14 protein-coding genes are annotated in these 19,449 nt (G+C 66.3%); 4 read left to right on the forward strand and 10 right to left on the reverse strand.

Translation table 11 applies throughout. The annotated features are described in order from the left end of the window. Positions 1 to 49 precede the first annotated feature (49 nt). The 4 genes from ACV959_RS12725 to ACV959_RS12740 form a co-directional block, all read right to left on the reverse strand. Complete coding sequence (locus ACV959_RS12725) at positions 50 to 1,399, reverse strand: DEAD/DEAH box helicase (RefSeq protein WP_475736958.1); 1,350 nt, start codon at positions 1,397 to 1,399, stop codon at positions 50 to 52. A 291-nt stretch (positions 1,400 to 1,690) separates the two neighbouring features. Then, positions 1,691 to 3,466, reverse strand: coding sequence for an OprO/OprP family phosphate-selective porin (locus ACV959_RS12730; RefSeq protein WP_475736959.1), 1,776 nt, complete (start codon positions 3,464 to 3,466; stop codon positions 1,691 to 1,693). A gap of 667 nt (positions 3,467 to 4,133) precedes the next feature. Beyond that, positions 4,134 to 4,859, reverse strand: a complete 726-nt coding sequence (locus ACV959_RS12735; RefSeq protein WP_475736960.1) for a tetratricopeptide repeat protein — start codon at positions 4,857 to 4,859, stop codon at positions 4,134 to 4,136. Between the two features lie 88 nt (positions 4,860 to 4,947). Continuing rightward, positions 4,948 to 6,552, reverse strand: coding sequence for a porin (locus ACV959_RS12740; protein WP_475736961.1), 1,605 nt, complete (start codon positions 6,550 to 6,552; stop codon positions 4,948 to 4,950). Between the two features lie 282 nt (positions 6,553 to 6,834). Here ACV959_RS12740 and ACV959_RS12745 point away from each other — a divergent pair, with 282 nt between their 5' ends. After that, complete coding sequence (locus ACV959_RS12745; RefSeq protein ID WP_475736962.1) at positions 6,835 to 8,049, forward strand: TCR/Tet family MFS transporter; 1,215 nt, start codon at positions 6,835 to 6,837, stop codon at positions 8,047 to 8,049. 46 nt (positions 8,050 to 8,095) lie between these two features. Here ACV959_RS12745 and ACV959_RS12750 read toward each other — a convergent pair whose 3' ends face one another. From ACV959_RS12750 to ACV959_RS12760, 3 genes are all read right to left on the reverse strand, one after another. Next, entirely contained in the window at positions 8,096 to 11,848 is a 3,753-nt protein-coding gene (locus tag ACV959_RS12750; protein WP_475736963.1) for an AAA family ATPase, read from the reverse strand. Next, positions 11,849 to 13,069, reverse strand: a complete 1,221-nt coding sequence (locus ACV959_RS12755) for an exonuclease SbcCD subunit D (protein WP_475736964.1) — start codon at positions 13,067 to 13,069, stop codon at positions 11,849 to 11,851. Between the two features lie 89 nt (positions 13,070 to 13,158). Beyond that, entirely contained in the window at positions 13,159 to 14,529 is a 1,371-nt protein-coding gene (locus ACV959_RS12760) for an undecaprenyl-phosphate glucose phosphotransferase (RefSeq protein ID WP_475736965.1), read from the reverse strand. 536 nt (positions 14,530 to 15,065) lie between these two features. Between ACV959_RS12760 and ACV959_RS12765 the strand changes: the two genes are divergently transcribed. Next, entirely contained in the window at positions 15,066 to 15,584 is a 519-nt protein-coding gene (locus tag ACV959_RS12765) for an HNH endonuclease (RefSeq protein ID WP_475739661.1), read from the forward strand. A 21-nt stretch (positions 15,585 to 15,605) separates the two neighbouring features. Next, a complete protein-coding gene (locus ACV959_RS12770; protein WP_475736966.1) occupies positions 15,606 to 16,094 on the forward strand; it encodes a hypothetical protein in 489 nt (162 codons plus the stop codon). A gap of 9 nt (positions 16,095 to 16,103) precedes the next feature. On the opposite strand, the gene ACV959_RS12775 is transcribed toward ACV959_RS12770, so the two are convergent. Beyond that, positions 16,104 to 16,703 (reverse strand): hypothetical protein, encoded by a 600-nt coding sequence (locus ACV959_RS12775; RefSeq protein ID WP_475736967.1) that lies wholly within the window; start codon positions 16,701 to 16,703, stop codon positions 16,104 to 16,106. Between the two features lie 132 nt (positions 16,704 to 16,835). On the opposite strand from ACV959_RS12775, the gene ACV959_RS12780 reads away from it, so the two are divergent. After that, on the forward strand, positions 16,836 to 18,050 hold the full coding sequence (locus ACV959_RS12780) for a hypothetical protein (protein WP_475736968.1): 1,215 nt from the start codon (positions 16,836 to 16,838) through the stop codon (positions 18,048 to 18,050). Positions 18,051 to 18,053: 3 nt separating this feature from the next. Here the strand turns inward: ACV959_RS12780 and ACV959_RS12785 are convergent, their stop codons facing one another. Together ACV959_RS12785 and ACV959_RS12790 are read right to left on the reverse strand one after the other, a co-directional pair. Beyond that, positions 18,054 to 18,344 (reverse strand): hypothetical protein, encoded by a 291-nt coding sequence (locus ACV959_RS12785; protein ID WP_475736969.1) that lies wholly within the window; start codon positions 18,342 to 18,344, stop codon positions 18,054 to 18,056. A gap of 7 nt (positions 18,345 to 18,351) precedes the next feature. Then, complete coding sequence (locus tag ACV959_RS12790; RefSeq protein ID WP_475736970.1) at positions 18,352 to 19,449, reverse strand: ATP-dependent DNA helicase; 1,098 nt, start codon at positions 19,447 to 19,449, stop codon at positions 18,352 to 18,354.

The raw sequence follows: 19,449 nt of genomic DNA on the forward strand, positions 1-19,449 counted from the left end.
GCGGCCCAACCCTCCCCGCAAGGGGGAGGGAAGGACCGCGCCGGTTTGATCAGGCCTGCTGCCGGCTCCGCTGAGGACGATTGCCGGCGCCGCCCTGAGCGCGCGGGCGCTGACCGCTCGCCGGACGCGGGCCGTTCGGGCGCTGTCCGTCGTTCGGCCGCTGGCCCTCGCGATGCGGCGCCTCGCGGCGCGGATGCTTGGGCGCGTTTCGCACGCCGCTCGCGCCCCGCCGCGGACGGCGCTGCGGTTCGGCGTCGTCGTGGCTCTGGTCGGCGCTGCGGCGGTCGGTGACGGGGATCGACTGGCGCGTCAGCTTCTCGATCTGGCGCAGCAGCGAGCGCTCGCCGTTGTCGCACAGCGAAATCGCGCGGCCCGAGGCGCCGGCGCGGGCGGTGCGGCCGATGCGATGGACATAGGCCTCCGGCACTTCCGGGAGCTCGAAGTTCACGACATGCGAGACGCCGTCGACGTCGATGCCGCGCGCCGCGATGTCGGTCGCCACGAGGACGCGCGTGCGACCCCGACGGAAACTGTCGAGCGCGCGGATGCGCTGGCTCTGGCTCTTGTTGCCGTGGATCGCCTCGGCCCCGACGCCCGCCGCGTCGAGATGCTGCGCCACGCGATCCGCCCCGCGTTTGGTGCGCGTGAAGACGATGGCGCGCGAAATCTCCGCGCCGTTCATCAGTTCCACGAGAATGTCGCGCTTGGCGCCGCCGTCAACGAGGAAGACGTGCTGGTCGACCCGCTCGGCGGTCGTCGCCACGGGCGTCACCGCGACCTGCGCGGGGTCGTTCAGCATGTCCTGCGCGAGGCCGGCGATTTCCTTGGGCATGGTGGCCGAAAAGAGCAGCGTCTGGCGCTTCTTCGGCAACTTGGCGACGATCTGGCGGATCGGGACGATGAAGCCCAGATCGAGCATGTGGTCGGCTTCGTCGAGCACCAGCGCCTCGGTCGCCGCCGGCCTGAAGCGGCCCGAGGCGATGTGATCGAGCAGGCGTCCCGGCGTCGCGACGAGCACGTCGAGTCCGCGCGCCAGCATGTCGATCTGCGGGCGATGCGACACGCCGCCGACGATCACGCCGACGCTCGGACGCATGAACTGCCCGTAGGCGCGGAAACTGTCGGCGATCTGCGCCGCGAGTTCGCGCGTCGGCGCCAGCACCAGCGCGCGGGCTGTGAAGGGCGCAGGGCGCCGCCGGTCCGTCGCGAGGCGTTCCAGGATCGGCAGGGCGAAGGCGGCCGTCTTGCCGGTCCCGGTCTGCGCGATGCCGAGAAGATCGCGGCCCTGCAACAGGAAGGGAATCGACTGGGATTGGATGGAGGTGGGGGTCTCGTAGCCTTCGCGAGCGAGGGCGCGAAGAAGAATCTCGGAGAGTCCGAGATCGGAAAATTTGGTCATAGCGTCTTTCATATGCGATCGCGCGCCGCGGCCATCACGCAGGCGCGGTCGGTTCGATCAGGGCGAAAAGGGAGACTTGCCCCGCGTATCGGGCCGTCGTTTGGAGCGTAGGGAGGCTCGACAGCTGGTCGGAGGCCCAAAAAGCGGGGTCCGATCTACGCGGCTGGAGCGCCTCATGCTGCGGCGCAGCGTCTCTCTGCTACAGGAAGCGCGACCGAGGGTCAATGCGGCGTTTTGCGCGGGAGCGATCCGCCGGACTTCCGGCCGGCGGGGTTCGCGTCGCGGACACGGTCACCAATAGACCTGCGCGCGCGCCTCGAAGAGGTCCGGATGCGCGCCGTTGAAATAGAACCCCTGCCGGCTCGGCATCGGCGAGCCAATGAGATTGTAGTCGTTGAGCGGCGCCGAGACGTGCAGCACGTGCGTCCAGTTGAACTGGAGATGGATGCCCCTGTCCGGATACCAGTCGAAGCCGGCGGTCACATTCTCCTGTCGTCCGCCATAAACGCCGGAATTTGCGATGATCGCCTGATTGATCGCATTGGGCTGAACAAAGGTGGCCCAGGCCATCATATTGGCGAGCCCCGAGCCTGAATAAGGCCCGCTGTTCAGATTGATGGCGCTGTAGCGGCCGACGAGGCTGAAGGCGCCAAAGCCGCCGGCGCTCACCGGATTCTTGATCTTTGGCTCGAAGAAATTGGCGCCGGCCTTGTCGGTGGTCGAATAGGCCGTGGCGCGCTCGTCGCCCGTCAGCCAGTAATGGCCATAGACGTAATAGCCGCTGAAATGCTGGCTCGCGCCGCCGGGCGCGTAAATCCCCGAGGCGCGCGCCTGGAGAATCTTGTCCATGTTCCGGTGATAATCGGTCGCGATGTATTCCGCCTGCATGTCGAAGGGGCCATGCGCGGCGGCGACCTCGACGCCGTAGGACACGACGTCGCGCACGCAATGGCCAGCGGCCGAGGTGGTCGGAATGCCGCCGAAGAAGCCGCCGAGCGTATAGGAACCGCAGGAAAGATCGGGCGTCCCGAGCAGACCCTGTCCGAGAATCGTGGCCTCCGAGCGCAGGCGGTTGCCGAGCCTTAGCACGCGGTCGTTCGAAAGACCCGTCGAGTCATTAGGGCTGTGGTACCGCCCCGAAACGCCGATATGAAGCAGATCATGCTCGTCCTTGATCGGCGCATAGGTCATGCGTCCCGAGACGTCGACGTATTGCGCGCCGCCGGTGGACGACCAGCCCGCCGCCTTCGGAACGCCCCAGGAGGCAGGCGTATTCTGCGCCGGATTGATCGAAGCGTCTTCGGGGCTCGTCGAGAATACGCCGAGACGTGCTGTCCAGTTGTCTCCATAGGCGCCGACCGAGACGCCGAGGTGGCGGCTCGGCGCGATGCCTTCCACCGCCATGGCGCGCTCGATCAGCGGGCGGAACTTCGACGACGATGACGACTCAATGCTGAACGGCTCGAATTGGTTGCCGACCATGATGAACATCGGATCCCTGGACCAGGGCAACGTCATCGCCGGGTGCTGGATGCCGAAGAAGAAATCGCGAATGCCGCCGAGCACCTGATTGTTGCCGGTGATCTGACCGGTTCCGGCGAAATCGTATTGTAGCTTGTAGAACCAGATCGCCGCGGCCTTGCCCTCGACCTCGAGACGAATCTGGCGGAAGCCGACCTGACTGGAGAAGCCGTTCAACGGCTGGGTGATGCCCCCGCCGTCGACCATGATGCGGCCGCCGACCTTGAAGCTGTATGCCTTGTCCTCCGTCTCGACGAAAATGCCGTTCTTGAAGCTGACGAAAACCGGCGGCGGAGGCGGCGGAGCTTGCGGGTCCGCCTTGCCGTGCGCGGCGTTGGCGACATTGGCGGCCTTGCTTTGCGCGGCGGCGGCCTGCGCCTTCGCCTCATGCGCCTCCTTGCGCAGCTTGGCGATTTCCGCCTCCAGAGCGCGCAACCGCGCCTCGATGGCGGCGGGGTTGGCAGTGGCGCAGGCCGCGCCAGTCGCGGAGAGCAGCGCGCCTAAGGCCACTCCCGCCGCCGCCCATTTTTTCGTCGTCATCATCATTGTCAGCCTCTAAGTCCAAAACCGCCTAAATATTAGGCCGACCCCATACTCACGCAACTTGTGTGACATAATGGTGACAAACACAGTCTTCGCTGAACGAAAGCATGTTTAAATTGTCAAAAGTTGCGATTCAGCAACACTATAATTTTTGAAATATAGAAGACGCCAATCACTAAATTCAAGTCATTGATTCATAATCGCTTCCACATACCAGAAATATTATAGAAACATTATAGATATATATTTTGATTATGAGATTATATTAGACATTATTCAGAAACATAATCAACAGACCAGACACAGACGTGAAACATGCCCCGACCATTCTCCTCCGCGCATCCGAGCCCTCCCGGCCTGGTTCGCTAGTCAGGAGTTTTCGAAGGGTCTGAAACAGTCGCAGGCTTCTCCCCTGCCGCCCTTTGAGCGCGCCCGCCGTCAAAGGGTCGATGATCGGGCGAAAAGCTCAGCGCCGAAGGGGCGTGGCGGCGGACTTGGCTGAACGAGGCTGAAACAACCCTCGTCGATCAGCCTCTCGCGAGAGCAGAAGCTCGCGAGCGCTCCCGAAAGCGACAGATCGGGACGGAACAATGGTAAAACTAAAAGAGCTCCCCCGAAGCGGATCGAGGGCGTCAAAAAGGAGGAAAAAACTAATCTTCTTTTCTGAGGTTTAGTCGCACGTCTTGAATTTCGACTCAACGCATTTTTTTGCCATCGCCTCGGCCTTCGCGAGTTCATCCGGCGACAAAAGCTTCGCCGACATCTCGCGGGCAGATTTTTTTTCGCCTTCCGTCATCGACAGCATCGGCGACTCAAGCGCGAGCCTCGTCCACATATGGCTACGAACAGGATCGCGAACGACTCCGTTGCCCATGGCGTAAATCGCGCCGAGATTGAGTTGCGCTTCCGCGTCGCCCTGCTCCGCTGCGAGACGAATCCATCGCGCAGCCTCCTTGAAATCCTGCGGCACGCCGACGCCTTCGTAATACATGCTTGCGACATTCATCTGCGCGGCGGCGACCCCCTGCCCGGCCGCGAGCAAGCTCCACTTCATAGCTTCCTTGTAGTCGCGCGGGACGCCCTGCCCTTCGAGATATATGGTTCCGAGATTGGCCTGCGCTGCGGCATTACCGTGTTCGGCCGCGAGCTTGGTCCATTTCAACGCTTCCTTCGGGTCCGCCGGCGCGCCTTTTCCGGCCGCGTAGATTGCGCCGAGTTCGGCTTGTGCGCGGGTGTCGCCCTTCTCGGCCAGCGGCCGAAGCAACTTGAATGCGGAGGCGAAATCGCCCCGTCGCGTCGCATCGGTCGCCGCCTCGTAATCATCTGCGCGCGCCGATCCCGCAACGCACAAAAACACAAAAACAAGCGATGCAAGCTTACAGTCTCGTATCGACATTCCTGACCTTGTCCTTCAAGAACGACAAACGACGCCCCCGGAAAACCGGGAGCGCCTTCATCTTTAAATCCGCCAGCCGCCAGCTGGATCAGTAGTTCCACTGAAGCTGGAAGCGCATCAGATCCGCCGAGAATTGGCGATAGGGCGCGGCCAGCACATTGGTGCGGTTCATGTGCGAATACACAGCCGTAAGCTCGACTTCGGGAAGCGGCTGCCACTCGAGGCCGACGTCGAGTTCGTGCAGCCGCTGAAGCGGCGCGTTCGCCTCGAACTTAGACCCGCCATTGTAGTATTGCCACTTCACGAAGGGGAACATCGTGCCGAGGCCGAACATCGTGTCGTCGTATTTGTACGTCGCCTGGACATAGCCGCCGTTCAGGCCGCCGCTAGTGATATAGGTCTGCGTCGGATCGAGCACGGGACCGCGGCCCCAGTTCCATTCGGCGGACAGACCGAAGGGCTGCGGATAGAGGACGCCGGTGACGGCGACGCGCTCATCCTTCACGCCCTGACAACCGTTGACGCAGGCGGGAACCCACGCCGACGTCGCCGACGGCCATGTGCCGAGATTGAAATTGCCAAGATTGTTGTATCCCGGCGCGCCGACGATCGGAACCCAGCCGGAGCCCGGCAGAAGTCCCGGCGGACGGAAGCCGGCATAGGCGGTCGCCATGCCGAGCGACGGCGTAATGGCCGAGGTTTGCGGGACGAAGCGGCCCGTGTAGCCCTGGATCGACGCTTCGACGATCTGGCCGTTCTCGAAAACGTAAGGATAGGTGAAGCGCGCGACGATATGCGTGTTGCGGTTGAGCTCGATGCGGTTCGCGCCCTGACCGTTGTATACGCCGAGGGCGAGCATTCCGTAGTCGCCCGAGCCCTTCAGGTTGTTCTTCACGAGATCCCTGAAGAGATGACGCATATGCTCGGGCGCGTAATAGAAGAAGATGCCCAAGTCGCGCTCGTCGCGGCAGCAGCTGTTGATCGCGTCGGCGCGGTCTAGCGCGAGACGGTTTTGCGAGGACTGCATATTCTCGAAACCGTAGGGGATCTTCGATTGGCCGACGCGGAAACGGAATTCCTTCTTCTCGTCGATCGAGATGTCGGCGTAGGCGTCGCGCAGCTGCGCGAAATAGCCGGCGGAGTTCGAATAGGTGCCGACCTGGTTATTGTAATAGAAGTAAAGCGGATTGGTGACGACCGACGGCGAGTTGCTGAACGTTCCCGACGGGTTCGACGCCAGATCCGGCTGCACATAAAGATACAGGTGGTCCGTGACGTCGCCGCTGAAGATGAGACGCATACGGCGGATCAGGAAGTTCTGACGGGGCCCGACCGAACGGTCGCCGGGAGAGGCGACATCATTGTAATAAGGCCCAGCCTGCAGAATGTCGTTGTAACGCATCTGTGTGTAGCCGCGCAGGCTGATGCGCTCGTACCAATGCTTCGGCGCCGGCGGCGAGGATGCGGCCGCCTGCCCGCCCGCGGACGCGTGCTGGGCGGAAGCCTTCTCGGCCGCGGCGCGCTCTTTCGCTTCTCTTTTTGCTTGCGCTTCCGCACGCTCCAGCTTCTCGAGGCGTGCGCGCAGCGCGCGAATTTCGGCCGCGGTGTCCGCCGCGGCTGGCGAGGCGACCGCCCCGGCGAGAAGACCCAATCCCGCGACGGCGAGAGCGGTCCGTCCTACTCCTAACTTCATCTGGGAACCCCCGTGGTTAACTTCCGTGCGGGAGTGAAACCGTCGCCAAATGACAGAGCTGTGACAAAGCGGAAGGCAGCTGCAATGTGACAGCCATCAGGTTAAAGACTGTGGTTTGAATGCCACAGACGCATCCTGGAAATAACTGATTCGTGTCGCATTTCGGCAACAGGTGAAAAATAATTTTAGCCCCTTCAATATCAGGCGCCAGTCCTCCGAGCCTTGCCGCGCCCTCCCGTTGCCGCTATCGGAGGGGCCGAATCTTCAACCGCAAGGCCGCCCATGACCACCGCGCTCCAGCCCCGACGACAGGCGGCGTTTCTCTTTATTCTCATCACCGTCGCGCTCGACATGCTGGCGCTGGGCGTCATCATTCCCGTGCTGCCGAAGCTCATCGCGGAATTCGAGGGCGGCGACCTGCGCTCCGCCGCGCGCATCGTGGGCGTCTTCGGCTTTTCCTGGGCGGCGATGCAGTTCCTGTTTCAGCCGGCGCTTGGCGCCCTGTCGGATCATTTCGGCCGCCGTCCCGTGGTCCTGATGTCGAATCTCGGCCTCGGGTTCGATTACGTCTTCATGGCGCTGGCGCCGTCCCTGCCCTTTCTCTTCGTCGGCCGGCTGATCTCCGGCGCGACGGCGGCGAGCGTCTCCACCGCCAACGCCTATATCAGCGACATCACGCCGCCCGAAAAGCGCGCGGGCCGTTTCGGCCTCATCGGCGCGGCCTTCGGACTAGGCTTCATTCTGGGCCCCGCCATCGGCGGCGCGCTGGGAGATTACGACCTGCGTTTCCCCTTCTGGGCGGCCGCGGCCTTCAGCCTCGCCAACGCGCTCTACGGCTATTTCATTCTCCCCGAGTCGCTCGCGCCAGAGAAGCGCACGCCGAAGATCGTCTGGCGCACGGCCAATGTGCTGGGCTCGCTCCAATTTCTGCGCAGCCAGCCGACGCTGACGCTGATCGCGGCGGGGCTGTTCCTGTCCTTCCTCGCGCATGAATCCATGCCGGCGCTGTTCGTTCTTTACACGCAGGAGCGTTATCACTGGGACGCGAGCACGACCGGCTGGGCGCTGGCCCTCGTCGGCGTGTCGCAGACGGTCGTCTCGGGCGCGCTGGTGCGTCCCGCTGTGGCGCGGCTCGGGGAAAAGACCACGCTCGCCATTGCGCTCTCCTGCGGCGCGCTCGGCCTCCTCGCCTACGCCTTCGCGCCGACGGGAACGGTCTTCATGGCGGCGCCGCCGCTCATCGCGCTATGGGGCATGGCGAATCCCTCGTTCCAGGGCCTCGCGACGCGCCTCGCCGGCGCCTCCGAACAGGGCCGTCTGCAAGGCGCGATCGGCAGCCTGCGCGGCGTCTCCGGCATGTTCGGCCCGCTGTTTTTCTCACAGGTCTTTGCGCTCTCGCTTTCCGCCGGCATGTTTGCGGGCGCGGGGTTTTTCATCGCGGCGCTGATGCTGGCGGCGAGCCTCGCCATCGGACTGGCAGCGATCCGGCGGGCGTGACGGCGATCATGCGCGTCAATCATCTGCCTCGCCGCCGCTCGCCCCCTCACGCCCCATAACCCGGCGCCTGCAGACTCATGGCGCTCACGCCGCCGCCGCGGCGCTCGACGCGGATTTTCGTGGCGATGCGCTGTTGCAGAGACTCGACGTGGCTGATGACGCCGACCTTGCGGCCCTGCCCCTGAAGATTTTCCAGCGCGTCGATGGCGACGTCCAGCGTCGCTGAATCCAGCGCGCCGAACCCTTCGTCGATGAACAGCGTATCGACGAAGGAATCGCGCCCTTCAAGCCCCGCCAGCGCCATCGCCAGGGCGAGCGAGGCGAGGAAGCGCTCGCCGCCCGAGAGCGAGCGTGTGGAGCGCCGCTCGTCGCCGAGGTCGCGGTCGACGATCTGAAGCCCGAGCGAGCCCGCCTCCCCCGCGCGCTCCAGCCGGTAACGCGGAGAGAGCAGCGCGAGCCGCCGGTTGGCGAGCGCGACGAGTTGCTCCAGCGTCGCGCTCTGGGCGAAGCGGCGGAACTTGTCTCCGCTCGCCGAGCCGATCGCCTCGTTGACCTCGTCCCAAATCTTTCGCGTAGCGCGGGCGGACGCGATCTCGCCCGCGAGCGTTTCGGCGCGCGCGCGCGCCTCGTCGTCCTGCGCGAGGCGCTGTTGAAGGGCTTCGTCGCGCCTCAGGAGCGCCTCCAACTCGCCGGCCAAGGCCGTCTCCCGCGCGGCGAGCGCCTCGCGCGGCGTCTCCGGCCCGCCGGCGGCCTCCGCCTCGGCGACGTCGCGGCGGCGCTGCTCAACCGCCGCCTCCGCCGCGCGAAGGGCGGACAGGGCCTCCTCGACGCCGGCGCGCATCGCTTCGGCGTCCTCTCGGGAGATCGCGAGCAACGCGGCCGCGGTTTCCTCGTCGGCTCGCGCCGCCGTCAGCGCCGCGCCGAAAGCCTCCTGCGCGGCCGCGAGAGCGGCCTGCGCTTTCTCCAGCGCCTGCTCGGCGCCGGCGGCGCGTTCGTCGCTAGCCGCCTTGTCCTTTTCCGCCTGCGAAAGGGCGTCCCGCGCCCCTTCATGCGCGACGCGCGCGGCCTTGTGTTTTTCCTCGATGCGCGCGCGATGCGGCGCGGTCGCCTCCCCGTCCAGAAGCGCGCCGCGCGCCTCCCGCGCGGCGGCGAGATCCGCTTCGCGCTCGATCCGCGCCTTCGCCGCGGCCTGCGCCTGTTGAGCGAGCGCGCGCTCCTCCGCCGCGAGGGAGGCGATTTCGGGAACGAGCGCCGCGAGGCCCGTCTCGGCCTTCTCCAACGCCTTCTGCGCGTCGCGGAAACGCGCGCCCGCCTCTCCGAGCCGCCTGCGCGCATCGGCGGCGGCGCGGTCGAGATCGCCGGTCGTCAGATCGCAGAGCGTCAGGAAGGGCGCGAGCGCGCGGTCGAGCGACTCGACGCGTTCGCGCGCCGCCTTCAGCGCCTCTTCGAACCGCGCGCGATCTTCCCCCGCGCGACGGCCGAGCGCTTCCGTCTCGGCGCGCGCGGCCTCACGCTTTTCGATGGCGTCGCGATGCGCATCCGCGGCCTTGCGCAGCCGGTCGATCTCGCCGCCGAGACGTTGCGCGGACTCGACGATCTTCCTCAGCGCAACACGCTCATCGGCGACGGTGCGGATCAATGCGTCGATCGGCTCGAGGGCGGCGTCGATGTTTTCCGGCGCATCCCGGTGGGGGCGTTGCGCCAGACGCGCCGCATATTCCCGCCGTGCGTCTTCGAGCGCCTTTTGAGCCTCCTCCCGCCGGCGGGCCGCGTCCTCGCGCAGCGCGCGCATCTTGGCTGCCCGCGCGCTATCCGACGCGATCTCTGCGTCAGTCTGCGCCAGCGCGCGGCGCGCGGCTTCGCGTTTCGCGCGCAATGTCTCGACCAGCGCCCGCGCGGCTTCGTTGGAGTGCCGGAACGGATGGTCCGTCGCGCCGCAAACGGGACACGGCTCTCCGTCTTCGAGACGCGACCGCAGAGTCGCGATTTGCGCGTCAGCGGCGGCTTCCGCCAGTTCCCCAAGCCTTTCAGCCTCTTCCTTCTGCGCCACCTGGGCCGCCCGGGTCGCGCGCAGCGCCGCGAGAACCTGCGCCAGCGCCGCCTCTTCTTCTGCGAGGCGCGCGATGTCTCCCGTCGCGTCTGTCGCTTTCGCCTGCGCAGCCTCGTACGCCCGCGCCCATTGCGCCATCGCCTGCAACAGCTCGTGTGCGCGCGCCAGCTCCTCCGAGCGCCGGTGAGCCGCGGGCGGGTCCAGCTTGGAAAGCGCCGCCTCGCGCTCCCGCAGTTGCGCGAGCAACGCCGCGAGCGCGTCGCGGTCCTTCCTGTCCGCTTCGTCGAAGGCCGCGCGCATGTCCTGCGCGCGCGTCGCTTCGTCGAGCGCCTTTTCCAAGGCGCGCGACGTTTCGCCCGCCTCTTTCGCGAAGCGCGCGCGCTTCGACAGCCAGTCGTCGATGTCCCGCCAGCGCTCGCTCAACGGCTGCGCAGGCGCGAGCGCGTCGAAGGCTTTTCGCGCCGAGTCGCATTGCGCCGCCGCCGCCTGCTCCTGCGCCCGCGCCTGCGCGAGCGCCGCGCGCTTTTTGTCGAAACGCCGAAGGGCGCATTCTTCGTCCGCGCGCGCCTTCGCTGTTTCCTTGTCCAAAGCCTCGACGCGCGCGTCGAGCGCCGCCGCCTGCGTCCAGACCGGCTGGAAACGCTCGATGTCCTCAGCGGCCGCCTCCAGCGCGGCGCGCGCCGCGCGCTCCCGCGTCTGCGCAAGCTCGAGCGCGGCGCCGGCCGCCTCGACCCGCGCGCGCGCCTGCGCCGCCGCCGCCTGCGATTCCGCAACGAGGCTTTCCGCTTTTCGCGCCTCGTCGCGCGGACCGCGCAAGGGCTCGACGCGCGCGAGATCCGCGAGCGTGCGCCGCTGGGGCGCAAGTTCCTGCAACGCACGATCGGCGGCGGCGCGCGACTTCTCCGCCTCCGCAAGCTTCGCCTGCGCCTGCGCCCGCGCGTCGAGACGGCGCAGCGCAGCCTGGGTTTCCTGGCTCTCGGCCGCCAGCGACGCGCGCCGCGCGGCGATATGGGCCATCTCGGCGCCCATTGCGGCGCGTTCCTCATCGGCCATGACGCCGATCTCGGCCTGGCGCTCTTCGAGCGTCGCGAGCGCCCGTTTCGCCGCATCGGCGCGTTCGTAAGCGCGCCGCGACAGAACCCCATAGATTTCCGCGCCGGTGATCTTTTCCAGCAGATCGGCGCGCTCCTTCGCGTCCGCGCGCAGGAAGGCGTCGAAATCGCCCTGGGCGAGGAGCGCCGTGCGGCGGAATTGGTCGAAGGTGAGGTCGGTGAGATCGACAATGCGGCGATTGACTGGCTCGACGCCCGACTCCACCGCCTCGATCATCTCGCCGTTTTCGTCGATGCGCCACAGGCTGCGGCCGCGGTTTTGCAGCTTGCCGGCGGCCTTGCCGCGCGCGCGCATCAGATCGCAGCGCGCGCGATAACGCCGCCCGTCGCGCGCGACGAAATCCGCCTCCGCGAAGCCCCGCCCCGCGCCGCGCCGCAGGATCGCGCGCGGATCGCCGGACGCCAGCGTGTCGCCGGAGGGATCGGGCGCGCCCTCCGCGCCGCCCGGCGCGACGACGCGCGGGAACTTGTCGTAAAGCGCGAGACACAGCGCGTCGAGGATCGTCGACTTGCCCGCGCCCGTCTCGCCGGTGATCGCGAACAGCCCGGCGGAGCGCAGCGGCTCACGCTCGAATTCAATCTCGAAACGCCCGGCGAGACTGGCGAGGTTCTCGCCCCGGATCGCGAGAATGCGCACCTATTGCTCCTCGGCGAGCTGATCGAAACAGCGCAGATGTTCGTCCCCGGGCGCGGTCCCGTGCGCCGCCTCGAAGGCCTCGCGAAACAGATCGAGCGGCTGGCGCTCGGCAAGACGCACCGGCGCCGGTTGCGGGGCGTCGGCGCGCCCCGGCCGCTCGACCGCGAGCGACACGAGACGAACCGGGAACTTCTCGAAAACGGCGTCGATCTCCGCCTTGAGCCCGACGGCCGGACCGTCGACCTTCACCGCGAGATGCACGAAGGGTTTCGCCGCGTCGAGCGTCTGCGGGTGGATGGCGAGCGCCGCGAGCGCCGCTTCAATTTCCGCCGGCGCCAACGCGCCGCGGTGCGGCAGCCGCAAATGAGGAACGGCGCGCGTGAGGGCGACATGCTCGACCGTGACGGCGCCGCCGTCGGCGATCTCGACGATGGTCACGCCATGGGCGTAGTCGATCTCGGTTTTCGACATCGGGATCAGAGCGCCGGAATATCGGATGGTTTCCCGTCCGATGCTCTGCGGGCGATGCAGATGGCCGAGCGCGACATAGGCGGCGTCGGCCGGGAAAATGTCGGGCGGCGCAGCGTGTTCGCCGCCGACCAGAATGCGCCGCTCGGCGCCCTCGGATTCGAGCCCGCCCGCGACATGCAGATGGCCGGTGAGAACGAGCGGCGCCGCGCCGATTTCCCTGCGCGCCGCTGCGACGGCCTCTCGATAAAGTTCTCGCACGCCCCAGACGACGCCTGAGCCCGCGACCTCCGGGCCGGCGATCGGCAGATCGGCCGCGCGCGGATAGGGCAGCATGAGCAGATGCGCGCCCGCTTGCCCGGATGAATCCATTAACGGCAGGAGATGGGTCGACAGATCGAGCGCGCCCGCGCGCCGCGCGACGACGCCCACCGAATGCACGCCCGCCATCTCGAACAGCGCGCGCGGCGCCTCGAGCCGTCCCGCCGGATCGTGATTGCCCGCGAGCAGCGCGATGGTCGCGCGCGGACAGGCGGCGCGCAGGTCGCGCAGCGTATCGTAAAGCAGGCGCTGCGCCTCGGCGGAGGGGTTGAGACTGTCGAAAATGTCGCCGGCGACGATCACGGCGTCGACCGCGCGCGCCCTGGCCGTCGCCACGAGCTGAGAGAGGGCGTCGCGGTGTTCGGCCTCGCGCGGCCATCCCTGCAGCGCGGCCCCCAGATGCCAGTCGGCGGTGTGGAGAAGTCGAATCACGTCAGCCGCAGTAAGCCGCAAGCGGCAGGCTCAAGGCAAGCGATACGCAACGCGCCAGCCCTGGCCTGCCGCCCGGCCCCCCAGCCCAATCAAACCGCGTTACGATACGCCTTACGCGAAAAGACGGTGAGGAACATGATCCAGACGTCGAAGAGCAGCGACCAGTTGTCGATGTAGTAGAGGTCATGCTCGATCCTCAGTCTGATCTTTTCCGGCGAGTCGATCTCGCCGCGCAATCCATTGACCTGCGCCCAGCCGGTGATGCCCGGCTTGACGTTATGGCGGCGCGCATAGAGCGCGATCCGCCGCTCGAAGAGCTGGTCGTGCGCGAGCGCATGGGGACGCGGCCCCACGAGCGACATTTCTCCGCGCAGGACGTTGAAGAGCTGCGGCAGCTCGTCGATGTTGTAGCGGCGCAGGAAGCGGCCGACGCGCGTGATGCGCTTGTCGCCTGCGGTCGCTTGCTTGATCTCTCTGCCGTCGTCCATTGTCGTCATGGTGCGAAACTTCACGATGCGGAACGTCTCGCGGTTGAAGCCGTATCGACGTTGCCAAAACAGGACAGGTCCTTCGCTCTCCAGCCTGATGAGCAAGGCGCAGACCACCAGCAGCGGCGACAAAGAAACGAGCGCGGTCGCGGACACGAGGATGTCGAAGGCGCGCTTGGCGGCGACCTCCAGCAGATTGAGCGGATGGCCGGAGAGGCTCAGGCTCGAAATCGCGCCCACCTTGTCGATCTGCGCGTCGACGAAACGGTCCAGCACGCGCTCCGGTCCCAAATGGATGCGGGCCGGCACGCGCAGGAACGCCGTCACGCAGGCGTCGATCGCCTCCGCGCGCGACCAGGGCGCGAGGATGAAGACGTCGTCGGGCCGCAACATGCGGGCAGAGGCCGCCGCGAGGGTAAGGTCATCTTCGAGCGTCTCCGCATTGTCGCGCAGAACAACCGCCGCAACGACGTTCATGCCACAGGTCCAGGGCTTGTAGCGGTAGGTGAAGGTCTCGACCTCGCGCTCGAATCCGACGAGGAAAATCCGCCGAGCGGAAACCCCGCCCGCGGCGGCGCTGGAGCGCACGAAATGCGAGAGCGTCGCGCGCTGCGCGAAGATCGCGACGAAGCCGACGCCATAGACGAGAAGAAAAGCCGCGCGCGACGTCTCGGAGGTCGATCGGGTCAGGAAGCCGATCGCGACCGCGAGCAGGCTCACCACCGTCCAGAGGCTGAAGCAGCGCCAGGCATGGCCGCGCAATTGCAAGTATTTCGAGAAGCAATATTCGTTACGGACCGCATTGGCCAGAACGAAGGTCGCGGCGGCGATGACGCTGATCTGCAGATTGGAGGCGGTCAGTCCGTTCCAGCCGTAGATCGCCAGATGATAAAGCGCCTGCACCATGACGGCTGAGATCACGATTGTCGAAAAATCCAGCGCGGCGGCGAGGACGGAAAAGGAGGCCCGCACGAAGGCCGTATTGCGCTGCGGCGCCCAAACTGTTCGACTTCTCTCCCGCGACACACGGAAATTTTTGTTTTTATGAATGTTTCCGGTTCTGACGCGCGACGACGCGCTCGTATAATCGACCTGCTGAGACAAGACTCTACTCCGACCGATCCGCGCGTCCTGATTCGGAACAGACAACTGGTCCCCGGGACGCTTCGCCGGTCGCGCTGCAAGGCATAAGCCCCTCACAATTCATGTTGAATTGCGCCTCAGCGGCAGCGCCGCCGTAAGCCTATGACTTGAACGGAGGTTTTGGCTTTCAGCTCCGCCTCGGCAATGGCTTCTTAAAGTTAATGCGGCGCCGAAAATTAATGATTGCCCCGCTTGCGCGGCGGCTTCACAAGGGCGTCATCCTCCCTGTAGACTATTTGGAGTCGCAAAAGGCCGCATGGACCTTGGCGCGGTCCATCGGGCCCTTCTCGAGAAACCGAGAGGCAGGCAGGGTGACCGCTTACTTTCGTCAGCAGACCGTTTCGCCGCAGGCCTGTCCCGCACTGGTGCTCAACGCGGACTACCGTCCCCTGAGCTATTATCCGCTCTCCCTCTGGGGCTGGCAGGACGCTATCAAGGCCGTCTTCCTGGAACGGGTCAATATCGTTTCAGAATACGACAAGACCGTCAAAAGCCCGAGTTTCGAGATGCGGCTGCCCTCCGTCGTGTCCCTCAAGGAATACGTCAGACCCGCCCGCCAGCCGGCGTTCACGCGATTCAACGTCTTCCTTCGCGACCGTTTCACCTGCCAGTATTGCGGCGCGCACGAGGAGCTGACCTTCGACCATGTCATTCCCCGCTCCAAGGGCGGCGCGACGACCTGGGAAAATGTCGTCGCGGCCTGCTCCCCCTGCAATCTGCGCAAGGGGGATCGTCTGCCGCACGAGGCGCATATGACGCCTGCGCAAACGCCGTTCCAGCCGAGCATCGCCGACCTCCACCGCAACGGCCGGCTTTTCCCGCCCAACTATCTGCATGAAAGCTGGATGGACTATCTCTATTGGGATTCGGTGCTCGAGCCGTAAGGCGCGGGGGCGAGGAGCCGGATGCTGCGACGTCTCATGGTCATGGCCTTTGGCTTCGTCGCCGCCTCCGGCGTCGGCGCAGGTTTTCTGGTCGTCTCCGCCCTTTTCGATCCCGCGACGCGCGACGCCGGCTTCGCGCCTCTGATGGCCGGCCTCTTCGCAATCCTCGACGAAGCGCTGCGCGACGGCGACCCGGAGGCCGCAGCTTCGGCGCTGGGCTTCGTGCTATGGGCGGTCGTGATCGCCACCTGCGTCGCGCCGCTCGCCATCGCGGCGCTGATCGGCGAAGCCGCCGGCGCGCGCTCCTTCGTCTGGTATTCCGGCGTCAGCGGCGTGCTTGCGGGGGCCTCGCCCTGGATCGCGCGCGCCGCGAAGGGACTGGAGCGCGCCCAGGCGTTCACGCCGGCCGAGAGCCGCCTTGCACTTTTGTTTTTTCTTACGGGCGCGCTGACGGGCGCGATCTATTGGCTCATCGCCGCGCCCGCGAAACCGGTTGAACCATCGCCCTGAACGGCGCCGTCAGAGCCGGAAGCGCCCCGCGCCCTTGCGCTCGCCGTTGCTGTGCCGCCAGTAGACGAGCACCGCGCCTGCGAGAAGCACCCCCGCCAGCATCGCCGTCGCATAAAATTGCAACGGCCCGCCGACGGTAAAGCCGAATCGCGTGACGCGCCTCGCGCCGGACGCTTCCGTCACCGTGATGAAGGCGGCGTAATTGCCGCTCTCCTCGAAAACGTGCTCGACCGGAACCGCGCCGCCGGGATAAACGCGCGGCGCGAAATAGGCGACAGTGTGGGGCGCGAGATCGTCTTCCTCCGTAAGCGGCTTTCCCGGCTCCTTCACGATTCGCACCTCGATCGGCAGATCGCGCAGGCGCTCCGCGATCAGATCGATCGTGAGGATGATTCGGCCCGTCGCGGGAAAATCCGCACAGAACCTGTCGCGCGAGCGATCCGGCATGTAGGCGACGACGCCGATGAGATCCGGGCCGATCGAAATTTCGCACTGGTCGCGAATCGTCGACGCCTTGTCCATGCTGACGGCCTGCGCCTGCGGAGGCCTCAGAAGCGCGAGGAACAGCGCCGCGCAAAACGCCCGCGTCAACGAGCTTGTCGATGACATGTTTCTCTCCAATCAACGCCCGGCCTTCGCCGCGCGACAAGGACCGCCCATCCGGCTCAAATCCCCGGTTTTTCTTGAACTGACAAGTGGCTCAGGATTGACGCCCCCGGCCGGAAGTGCTCTTAACCGACCATGGCTGATTATTATTCGTTGATCTCGCGCGCCATTGCCGCTCTCCCCCAGCAGACGCCGGACGCGAGACAGGCCGTCTATGAACGGGCGCGGAAAGCGCTGTTCAACCAGCTGCGCGGGATTCAGCCGCCCGTCGCGGAGGCCGACATCGCAGCGGAAGGCAGGGCGCTCGAGGAAGCCATCACCCGGCTCGAAATCGAAATCGCCGCTCGGAACGCGCCGGCTGCCCAACCCGCGCCCGCCGAAGCCGGGGCGGCCGCCGCAATGAAGCCAGCCGCCCCGGAACCTTCGAAGGCGGCTTCGGCGCCTCAGCCGGCCCCGGACCGCACCGCGGAGGACGCCTGGCGCGACACGCTCGCCGCCGCCGAGAACGAAACGCCAGCCGCGCGCGAACCCCAACGGCCCGCGGCGCCCCTGCCGCTGCCGCCCAAGTCGCGGCGCCCCGCGCCGCGGACTCTGGCGCTCGGCGGCGTGCTTCTCGCGCTCATCGCCGTTGTCGGCTCCCTCGCCTGGTATCTCCGCGAACGCCCCGAGGATCTTGCGAAGCTGAAGCCGGAAGACGACTCGTCGCAATCGGAGACGGCGGAAGCCGGCAAATTCGACGACCGTGTCGACGGCGGCGCCGCTGCGCCCGCGCCCGCTCCCGCCAAGCGCGCAACGACCGCGGTGCCCGTGGCGCAGAAGGCGGAGCTCTGGGTCGCGTCGCTTCAGGAGCCCAACAAGGTCGACCGCATCTATAACGCGACTGTCGTCTGGCGGCTCGAGAATGTCGGCGGCGGCCCCGGCGAGCCGGTCGCCTCCGCGATCCGCGGCGACGTCGACATCCCGGACGCAAAGATGAAGATGAGCCTGCTGTTCCGCAAGAATAACGACGCGACTCTCTCCGCCTCGCATACGATCAATGTTTCGTTCAAACCGGCCGCCGACAGCCCGCTCGGCGGCGTGAAAGCCATCGGGCCAATCCAGATGCGCCGCCCCGACGCGCAGTCGGGCGAGAAGGTCGCCGGCATCCCGGTGCCGATCACGGACAATAATTTTCTCATCGGCCTGATGCGCGGCGACCGCGAGGCGCGCAACATCCAGTTGCTGCGCTCGCTCTCGGTGCTCGACCTGCCGCTGCAACTTAACGACGGCCGCGCGGCGACGATCAATATGGAGAAAGGCGCGTCCGGCGAACGCGTCTTCGCCGACGCCATCGACTCCTGGGGCAAATAAGCGTCACACGAAGGCCAGCCGGTAAACGAAGGAATTCGCGCCCTTCCGACTCACCCAATCGCATTCGGGCGGAAGCGCGCCCTGATCGGCGACCGAAATATCCCATGGCCGGCCCATCAGCGCATTCTCCTCCGCATCCCATACGATCCAGCCGAAGGCCGGATCGCGCCTGATCCAGATGTCCTTGTCGGCCCGGCGCCACTGCGGAAAACCCTCCGCCGCCGCCGCTGCATGAAAGCGGTAGACCGCGCCGTCGCTCAGCCGCCGCATCTCGATCGTCGCGTCCTGAGTCATCGAGCCCTCACATGACGAGCGTGAGCGTTTTCGCCGCGCGCGTCACGCCCGTATAGAGCCAGCGCGCGCGATGTTCGCGGAAGGCGAAGGACTCGTCGAAGAGCGCCACATCGTCCCATTGCGAGCCCTGCGCCTTGTGCACGGTGAGCGCGTAGCCGAAATCGAATTCGTCCGAGTCCTTGCGCAACGCGTATGGGATTTCCCCCTCGCCGCCCTCGAAGAAGTGCGGGATGACGGCGACGCGCTGGAACTTGCCGGTCTCGCCCTCCTCCGGGGTCACGAGCATTCTGATCTTGCCGCGCCTGAGCGCCCCCGCGCTTTTCACCGTGAACAGCGCGCCGTTGAGCAGGCCCTTCTTGCGATTGTTGCGCAGGCAGACGAGCTTTTCCCCGGACTGCGGAAACGTTCCCGCGAAGCCGCGCAATTCCCGCAGACGGCCGTTGTAGGCGCGCCGGGTTTTGTTGAGGCCGACAAGCACTTGGTCGGCCCCCGTGACGAGCCCGGGATCGAGCCCCTCGCGCGAGACGACGCGCGCCTCGCCATAGTCGCCGCGCTGCAGCGTTCCGCCATCGCGGATAATCATGGAGAGACGGATGATCGGGTTGTCCGCCGCCTGTCGATGGACTTCCGTCAGCATCACGTCCGGCTCCGCCTCGGTGAAAAAGCCGCCGCCCTTCACCGGCGGCAATTGCGCCGGATCGCCGAGCACCAAAACCTTTTTGCCGAAGGACAGAAGATCGCGCCCAAGTTCCTCGTCAACCATCGAACATTCGTCGATGACGATCAGCCGCGCGCGCGACGCATCGCTTTCGTCATTGAGCACGAAGGACGGCTCCGCCGTCTCCGAATCGGTCGCGCGATAGATGAGGCTATGGATCGTGCGCGCATCCTTGCATCCCTTGGAGCGCATGACGAGCGCCGCCTTGCCGGTGAAGGCCGCAAAGGCGACGTCGCCATCGACATGCTCCGCGATGTGGCGCGCGAGCGTAGACTTGCCCGTGCCGGCGTAGCCGAAGAGGCGGAACACCTGCGGGCCGCGAGGCGTCTCCAGCCAGCGGGCCACCGCGGTCAGCGCATTGTCCTGCTCGGGCGTCCAGACAGGCAT

It is taken from the genome of Methylocystis sp. Se48 (assembly GCF_056269425.1).